This is a genomic window from Microbacterium sp., assembly GCF_049650565.1.
GTDB lineage: Bacteria > Actinomycetota > Actinomycetes > Actinomycetales > Microbacteriaceae > Microbacterium.
The window spans coordinates 1-8,286 of record NZ_JBASAK010000027.1 but is presented as its reverse complement, the minus strand read 5'-3'; the positions used below and the strand labels follow the sequence as shown (position 1 = coordinate 8,286).

Sequence of the window (8,286 nt, the reverse complement as noted above, 5' to 3'; positions counted from 1 at the left end):
CTCCTCGGGCGGGCCCGACCGCAGCATCCGGAAGGCAGAAAGGAGGAGAACGCATGAGCACGATCCTGGAGATGCGCGAGATCACGAAGGAGTTCCCCGGCGTCAAGGCGCTGCAGAACGTCACCCTCGAGGTCGAGCGCGGACAGGTGCACGCCATCTGCGGTGAGAACGGCGCGGGCAAGTCCACGCTGATGAAGGTGCTCTCGGGCGTGTACCCGCACGGCACCTACACGGGCGACATCGTCTTCGAGGACGAGGTCGCCGAGTTCCGCGACATCCGCGATTCCGAGGACCGCGGCATCGTCATCATCCACCAGGAGCTGGCGCTGAGCCCGTACCTGTCCATCGCCGAGAACATCTTCCTCGGCAACGAGCGCGCCCGCCACGGCGTCATCGACTGGCGGGCCACGAACAAGCAGGCGCAGCTGCTGCTGGCCAGGGTGGGGCTGGGCGATGACCCCTCCACGCCCGTCCGCGAGATCGGCGTGGGAAAGCAGCAGCTGGTGGAGATCGCCAAGGCGCTGTCCAAGGAGGTCAAGCTGCTCATCCTGGACGAGCCGACCGCCGCGCTCAACGACGACGACTCCGCGCACCTGCTCGACCTGATCCGGCACCTGAAGGGCCAGGGGATCACGTCGATCATCATCAGCCACAAGCTCAACGAGATCAAGGCCATCGCCGACAAGGTCACCATCATCCGCGACGGACGCACGATCGAGACGCTGGATCTGACCAGCGAGGAGATCAGCGAGGACCGCATCATCAAGGGCATGGTGGGCCGCGACCTCGCGCACCGCTACCCGGACCGCTCGGTGGACGTCGGCGAAGAGGTCTTCCGCATCGAGGACTGGTGGGTGCACCATCCGTCCGACCCGAGCCGCACCGTCATCCACGGCGCGAACCTGACCGTGCACGCCGGCGAGGTGGTCGGCATCGCCGGGCTCATGGGCGCCGGCCGCACCGAACTGGGCATGAGCATCTTCGGCCGCAGCTATGGCACGGGCATCACCGGCCGCGTGTTCGTCCGGGGCAAGGAGGTGAACACCCGCTCGGTGTCCGCCGCCATCGACGCGGGCATCGCCTACGCCACCGAGGACCGCAAGCAGTACGGCCTGAACCTCATCGAGGACATCAAGCGCAACATCTCCGTCGCGGGCCTTCGCAAGCTCACGCACGGCGGATGGGTGAACGGCCGCGAGGAGGTCCTCGTCGCCGAGGGCTACCGGAAGAGCATGAACATCAAGGCTCCGTCGGTTTCCTCGGTGGTCGGCAAGCTCTCCGGCGGCAACCAGCAGAAGGTCGTGCTCTCCAAGTGGCTGTTCGCCGACCCGGAGGTGCTCATCCTGGACGAGCCCACCCGAGGCATCGACGTGGGCGCGAAGTACGAGATCTACACGCTGATCAACAGCCTGGCCGCGCAGGGCAAGGGCGTGATCGTGATCTCGTCGGAGCTGCCCGAGCTGCTGGGCATCTGCGACCGCATCTACGCCCTGTCCGAGGGGCGCATCACCGGAGAGGTCGACATCGCCGATGCAACCCCCGAGACCCTCATGCAGTACATGACCAAGGAGAAGGAAGCCGACCATGTCCACCCGTAGCGAGACCGCGTCCCGGACGCAAGAGGTGCTCTCACTGCTCACGTCGCGAATGCGTCAGATCGGCATCTTCCTGGCGCTGATCGCCATCGTCGTGTTCTTCCAGGTCGTCACCGGCGGCAAGCTGCTGACCGCGGGCAACGTCGCCAACATCATCGTCCAGAACAGCTACATCCTGATCCTCGCGATCGGCATGGTGATGGTCATCATCGCCGGTCACATCGACCTGTCGGTCGGCTCCGTCGCGGCCTTCGTCGGCGCGATGTCGGGCGTGATGGTCGTGCACTGGGGGTGGCCGTGGTGGCTCGGCATCCTGGCCGCGCTGTTCGTCGGCGCCCTGGTCGGCGCCTGGCAGGGCTTCTGGGTGGCCGTGGTCGGCATCCCGGCGTTCATCGTCACACTGGCCGGCATGCTGCTGTTCCGCGGGCTCACGCAGATGGTGCTGGGCAATACCCAGATCACGCCCTTCCCCACCGAGTACCGCCAGCTGGGCGGCGGGTACCTGTTCCCGCAGCTGTTCCCCGCCTCGTCCTCGCCCGTGGAGTGGATCACCTTCACGCTGGGGATGCTGACGCTGGTGCTGTTCGTCGGGTACGAACTCGGCGAGCGGTCCAAGCAGAAGAAGACGGGCCTCGAGACCGAGGCGCGCACCTGGTTCCTGACGCGACTGGTCGGCGGTGTGGCGCTGATCGCTTACCTGACGTACCTGCTGGGCATGGCCGACGGCTCGCGAGGAACCCCGATCGTGCTGATCGTGCTGGCCGTGCTGATCGTCGGCTACTCGCTGGTGATGAGCCGCACCGTGTTCGGTCGGCACATCTACGCGATCGGCGGCAATCGGCACGCGGCGGACCTGTCCGGCATCAAGTCCCGCCGGATCGATTTCTGGCTGTTCGTCAACATGGGCGTGCTGTCGGCCCTGGCGGGCCTGGTCTTCACGGGCCGGCTCAACTCCGCCGGCCCCGGTGCGGGCAACCTGTTCGAGCTGGATGCCATCGCCGCGGCGTTCATCGGCGGCGCGGCCGTGCAGGGCGGTGTCGGCACCATCGTGGGCGCCATCACCGGTGGTCTGATCATGGGCGTGCTGAACAACGGCATGTCGCTGATGGGCGTCGGCACCGACTCCCAGCAGTTCATCAAGGGCATGGTGCTGCTGCTGGCCGTCGCGTTCGACGTCTGGAACAAGCGCCGCCAGCGCTCCTGAACGCCCCGGCGCTCCCGGCATGACGAGAGGCCCGGTGGATCCATCCGATCCGCTGGGCCTCTCACGTCGCCCGCGCCTTCGCCGTGCGACTCGTGATCGCCTCGCTGTGCGACGTGTGATCGCGTTCTGCGCGCGCGCCGATCCTCACTCGTGATGCTGATCGGTCGCTTGACACACTGATTTCAACACCACCGGACAATGCGCGCAATAGGCTGGACTCAGATTGATCGATCCGATCAATACGTCCCCCCTGATGAGAAGAGACGGTGATCGATATGGCCGACCTCGACGAGACCGATCGGCGCATCCTCGCAGTGCTGGATGGCGACCCAAGACGCCCGGTGGCGCTGATCGCACAGGATCTGAACCTCGCCAGAGGCACCGTGCACGCCCGTCTGGCACGGTTGGAATCGAGCGGATGCCTGCGTGCCAGCAGCTCGCGAGTGCTGCCGGCCGCGCTCGGACGCGGCGTCTCCGCGTCGATCCAGGTGGAGCTCGACCAGCACAAGATCGGCGCCGCCATCGATGCGCTCGGCCGCGTTCCCGAGGTGCTGGAGTGCTTCGCACCCGCCGGCGACACCGACCTGCTGCTGCGCGTGGTCGCCACCGACCCCGACGACCTCTACCGCGTCGCCGAGGCGGTGCGACTGTGCCCCGGAATCCTCCGCACCTCGACCAGCCTCTTCCTGCGGCAGGTGATCCCCTACCGCGTCAGCGAGCTGCTGAAGGTGCCGCTGCCCTGAGCCGGCCTCGCCGGGCCCGACGCCGAGTCACTCGATGATCCGGGCGCCTGGCACAGGTCCATGCACGTGCAGAGCCTCGCGGCCGGTCGCCTTCAGCTCGTCCTGCAAGGAGCGAGCGGCCTCGGGTCCCTCGGCGAGAAAGGCGATCGTCGGACCGGAACCCGACACGATGCCGGTCAGCGCACCCATCCGCACACCGGCCGCGAGCGCGAGCTCGAGATCCGCGCGGTCGGCTACGGCCGCCGCCTCCAGGTCATTGAGCATCACGGGGGCGAGGTCGCGGGCATCCCCGGCCAGCAGAGCCTGCAGCACCGCGGCGGGCACCTCCAGCAGTTCGGTCGGGTCATCGGCGAGCGCGTCGCCGTGCATCCGCATCCGGTCGAGCCTGCCGTAGACCTCGGGAGTCGACAGACCCTGGTCGCTGAGCACCAGCACCCAGTCGAATCTGCCGCGCGCCAATGCCGGAGTCAGCGCATCGCCGCGCCCCGTGCCGACGGCCGTGCCGCCGTGCAGCGCGAACGGCACATCGGCACCCAGCCGCGCGGCCAGGTCGTGCAGACCGCGCGGGCCGAGATCGGTGCCCCACAGCGCGTCGCAGGCCACCAGCGCCGCCGCGGCATCCGCCGACCCGCCTCCCATGCCCCCGGCGACCGGCACGCCCTTGCGGATGCGCAGGTGCACGCCTGTGGTGACGCCGGCGGTCTGCGCGAGCAGCTTCGCGGCGCGCATGGCGAGGTTGCGGTCGTCCAGCGGCACACCGGACACGTCGACATCGCCCGCGACCTCCAGCGCGAAGTCGTCCGCCAGTGAGGCGTACACGTCCTCGTACAGCGAAACGGCCTGGAACACCGTCGCCAGCGAGTGATAGCCGTCATCGCTGCGCGCGCCGACCCCGAGGTAGACGTTGATCTTCCCCGGTGCGCGGACGTGCACCTGCCGTGTGGGCATCAGAGATCCGACGAGACGGCCCAGAGGTTGACGTCGATACCGTGCGCCAGCGCGTCGATCGCGGTGAGCTCCTGGTCTGTGAACTCCGGGCCGTTCATCGCGGCGATGTTCTCGTCCAGCTGCTCGGGCCGCGAGGCGCCGATCAGCGCCGAGACGACGACCGGGTCGCGCAGTACCCACTGCAGTGCCATCTGCGCGAGGCTCTGGCCCCGCTCCGCGGCGATGTCGTTCAGGTTGCGCAGCACGGCCAGCCCCTCCTCGGACAGCGGGCGGTCCGGCAGCGAGCGGCGCTTCTGCGCGCGCACGGCCGTGCCGTCGCCGAGGTACTTGCCGGTCAGCAGTCCCTGCGCGAGCGGCGTGAACGCGATGGCGCCGACGCCCTCGGTGCGCAGCGTGTCGGTCAGCCCGTCCTCCACCCAGCGGTTCAGGATCGAGTACGAGGGCTGGTGGATCACCAGCGGCGTCCCCAGATCGCGGGCCACGGCCAGCGCCGCCTGCGTGCGCTCAGCACTGTATGACGAGATGCCGACATACAGGGCCTTGCCCTGACGCACCAGCGTGTCCAGTGCGCCGACGGTCTCCTCGATCGGGGTGACCGGATCCACGCGGTGCGAGTAGAAGATGTCGACGTAGTCCAGACCCATGCGGCCCAGCGACTGCTCGGCGCTGGCCAGGATGTACTTACGGCTGCCCAGGTCACCGTAAGGGCCGGGCCACATGTCGTACCCGGCCTTCGACGAGATGATCAGCTCATCGCGGTACGGCTTGAAGTCCTCGGCGAAGATGCGCCCGAAGTTCTTCTCGGCGGAGCCGTAGGGCGGGCCGTAGTTGTTGGCAAGGTCGAAGTGCGTGATGCCGCTGTCGAAGGCGTGGCGCAGCAGCGCGCGCTGGTCGTCCATCGGGATGTTGTCGCCGAAGTTCCACCACAGCCCCAGCGAGATGGGCGGCAGGTACAGACCGGACGAGCCCACCTGACGGTACGCGAAGCGCTGGTAGCGGTCGGATGCCGCGGTATAGGGCTTGTGGATCTCGGGGACGTCAGGACGGTAGCGAGGATCGGTCACTCAGCCAGGCTAGTCGCCCCGTGGGACGCGCGCGATCCGGTGGTAGTCGTCCACGGTGAGATCCTCGCCGCGGGAGGTGGGAGCGATGCCCGCGGACTCCAGAACGGCGGATGCCGCGGACGAGCTGCCGAAGATGCCCGACAGCGCCTGGCGCAGCATCTTGCGGCGCTGGTTGAACGCGGCATCCACGATCTGGAACGTGCGCACCCGCTCCTGCTCACCGCCTCGCGGGATGGCGTCGCGCTCGAACCCGACCAGCAGGCTGTCGACGTTGGGGACCGGCCAGAACACCTGGCGGGAAACGTTCCCGCACAGCCGCCACGGCCCGTACCAGGCGGCCTTCACGCTGGGGGCGCCGTAGATCTTGGAGCCCGGCTTCGCCGCCAGCCGTTCGGCGACCTCGGCCTGCACCATCACCACGCCGCGCTGCAGGTACGGGAAGGTCTCCAGGAAGTGCAGCAGCACCGGGACGGAGACGTTGTAGGGCAGGTTGGCGACCAGCACCGTGGGCTCGCCGGGCAGTTCGGTCACCCGCAGGGCATCGCCATCCACCACCGTCAGCGCCCCGTCGGCCACGCCCCGCTCGGCTGCGGTCTGCGGCAGGCGCTCGGCCAGGCGGTGATCGATCTCGACGGCTGTGACGGATGCCCCGGTCTCCAGGATCGCGAGGGTCAGCGAGCCGAGGCCCGGGCCGATCTCCACGACCCGCTCCCCGGGCTGCACGGCCGCGGCCGTGACGATCTTGCGGACCGTGTTGGCGTCGACGACGAAGTTCTGGCCGAGCTTCTTGGTGGGCGTGACATCGAGCGAGGCTGCGAGACGGCGGATGTCGGTGGCGCCGAGCAGGGAGACGGTCATGGATCCATTCTCCCGCATGTCGCCGTCCACCCTTAGGATCGAGCGAGTGACCGGTCTGGGAGAGCTCATCGCGCCGCGCCGGCTGGGGCGCGACTTCCGCTGGCTCATGTCGGCAGCGTGGACCAGCAACATCGGCGACGGCATCGCCCTGGCCGCCTCCCCCCTGCTGATCGCCTCGATGACCTCGTCGCCGATCCTCGTGGCGTCCGGTGCGATGCTGCAGTACCTGCCGTGGCTGCTGTTCGGCCTGCATGCGGGCGCGATCGCCGATCGCGTGGAGCGGCGGATGCTGGCGATGCTGGCGCACGGCATCCGCACCGTCGTGGTGCTGGGGCTGGTGGTCTTCCTGCTGACCGGCACCGCGAACATCGCCATCGTGCTGGCTGTGTCGTTCCTGTACGGCACGGCCGAGGTGTTCGCCGACACCACCAGCAGCACGCTGCTGCCGATGATGGTGAAGCCCGCCGATCTGGGCGTGGGCAATGCCAGACTGCAGGCCGGGTTCCTCGTGGCAAACCAGCTGGCGGGTCCGCCGCTGGGCGCGTTCCTGTTCGCCGTCGGCACGTTCTGGCCGTTCCTCACGCAGGTGCTGGCGGTCAGCCTGGCGCTGGTGCTGATCTCGCGGATCGCCCGCCAACCGGTGCCAGGGCGGGCCCCGGGCTCCCCCGGTCGGGTCGCTGAGCCTGTCGAAGCGTCGCATGTCGCGCACGAGATCGCCGAGGGCGTGCAGTGGGCCTGGGCCAACAAGCCCGTCCGCACGCTGATCATCATCATCCTGGTGTTCAACGTGTTCTGGGCCGCTCCCTGGGGAATCCTCGTGCTGTACGCCACCGAGCATCTGCACATGGGTGCGGTGGGCTTCGGCGCGCTGACCACGGCATCCGCCCTCGGCGGGCTGGTCGCCACCTTGAGCTTCGGCGCGCTGGAGCGGCACGTGTCGTTCGCCACGCTCATGAAGGTGTGCCTGTCGCTCGAGGTGGTCATGCACCTGTCGTTCGCGCTGACCACCAACGGTGTCGTGGCGCTGGTGATCATGTTCGGCTTCGGCGCCTATGCGTTCGTGTGGGGCACGATCTCCACGACCGTGCGCCAGCGCCTCGTGCCGCACTCGCTGCAGGGCCGGGTGGGCTCGGTGAACATGGTCGGCGTGTTCGGCGGGATGGTGATCGGCCAGGCGTTGGGCGGCGTGATCGCGCAGGCCTGGGGACTGACCGCGCCTTGGTGGTTCGCGTTCGCCGGAGCCGCCATCACGCTGGCCGTGATGTGGCGGCAGATCCCGAACATCGCCGCCGCGAAGTCGGTGCTGGAGACCGAGAGCTCGGAAGATCAGGGCTGATCTGCGACGACGCGCGGGAGATCGCCGAACTTCGCAGCGGCATCATCGCCGACGAGACTCTCATCCGCGAGCCAGGCGGATGCCGTCGAGCTTGGCTCCGAGCCGTTCGATGGCTGCACACGACAGCCGGTTCAGGTCGTCATCCCGACTCCAGGGTGATCTCGTCGAGGAAGCGCGCCCGATCAGCGCAGCGCCGCCTGTGTTCCCGCCCCCGCTGGGCCACCCCGCCCCTGCTGGTGCACGTGGATGAGCAGGGGCGACGTAGCGGAGCAGGGGCGAGGAGCGTCGGCGGATGCTGAACAGGTCAGAACTCGCCGTACACGGCGACGGTGTTGGCGGCCAGCTGCGCGCAGAGCTCGTCGAGCTCCACGCCGAGCTCCGCGGCCATGAACCGCACCGTGTGTGGAACGAGGTAGGGGGCATTGGGACGGCCGCGCAGCGGCACGGGAGTCAGGAACGGGGCATCCGTTTCCACCAGGATGCGGTCCAGGGGCGTGATGTGCAGCGCCTCACGCAGGTTGGGTGCGTTCTTGAACGT

General features: G+C 68.5%; 8 protein-coding genes. 4 read left to right on the top strand and 4 right to left on the bottom strand.

The window, feature by feature from the left end:
• Positions 1–53: 53 nt before the first annotated feature.
• From mmsA to WA967_RS04230, 3 genes are all read left to right on the top strand, one after another.
• A complete protein-coding gene (mmsA, locus tag WA967_RS04240; RefSeq protein ID WP_417555470.1) occupies positions 54–1,598 on the top strand; it encodes a multiple monosaccharide ABC transporter ATP-binding protein in 1,545 nt (514 codons plus the stop codon).
• Positions 1,585–2,799: a multiple monosaccharide ABC transporter permease gene (gene mmsB, locus WA967_RS04235; protein ID WP_424419645.1), complete on the top strand. Its 1,215-nt coding sequence runs from the start codon at positions 1,585–1,587 to the stop codon at positions 2,797–2,799. The genes mmsA and mmsB overlap by 14 nt, the downstream gene beginning before the upstream one ends.
• A 275-nt stretch (positions 2,800–3,074) precedes the next feature.
• Positions 3,075–3,542: an Lrp/AsnC family transcriptional regulator gene (locus WA967_RS04230; protein WP_424419646.1), complete on the top strand. Its 468-nt coding sequence runs from the start codon at positions 3,075–3,077 to the stop codon at positions 3,540–3,542.
• Positions 3,543–3,569: 27 nt separating this feature from the next.
• Here the strand turns inward: WA967_RS04230 and WA967_RS04225 are convergent, their stop codons facing one another.
• From WA967_RS04225 to rsmA, 3 genes are read right to left on the bottom strand one after another with little or no spacing between them, the layout of a single operon-like run.
• Positions 3,570–4,490, bottom strand: a complete 921-nt coding sequence (locus WA967_RS04225) for a 4-(cytidine 5'-diphospho)-2-C-methyl-D-erythritol kinase (RefSeq protein ID WP_424419644.1) — start codon at positions 4,488–4,490, stop codon at positions 3,570–3,572.
• A complete protein-coding gene (gene mgrA, locus WA967_RS04220; RefSeq protein ID WP_424419643.1) occupies positions 4,490–5,554 on the bottom strand; it encodes an L-glyceraldehyde 3-phosphate reductase in 1,065 nt (354 codons plus the stop codon). The genes WA967_RS04225 and mgrA overlap by 1 nt, the downstream gene beginning before the upstream one ends.
• 9 nt (positions 5,555–5,563) lie before the next feature.
• Complete coding sequence (gene rsmA, locus WA967_RS04215) at positions 5,564–6,412, bottom strand: 16S rRNA (adenine(1518)-N(6)/adenine(1519)-N(6))-dimethyltransferase RsmA (protein WP_424419642.1); 849 nt, start codon at positions 6,410–6,412, stop codon at positions 5,564–5,566.
• 46 nt (positions 6,413–6,458) lie between these two features.
• Here rsmA and WA967_RS04210 point away from each other — a divergent pair, with 46 nt between their 5' ends.
• Entirely contained in the window at positions 6,459–7,748 is a 1,290-nt protein-coding gene (locus WA967_RS04210; protein WP_424419641.1) for an MFS transporter, read from the top strand.
• Positions 7,749–8,052: 304 nt separating this feature from the next.
• Here WA967_RS04210 and WA967_RS04205 read toward each other — a convergent pair.
• A partial coding sequence (locus WA967_RS04205; RefSeq protein ID WP_424419640.1) for a TatD family hydrolase occupies positions 8,053–8,286 on the bottom strand: 234 nt, incomplete at its 5' end.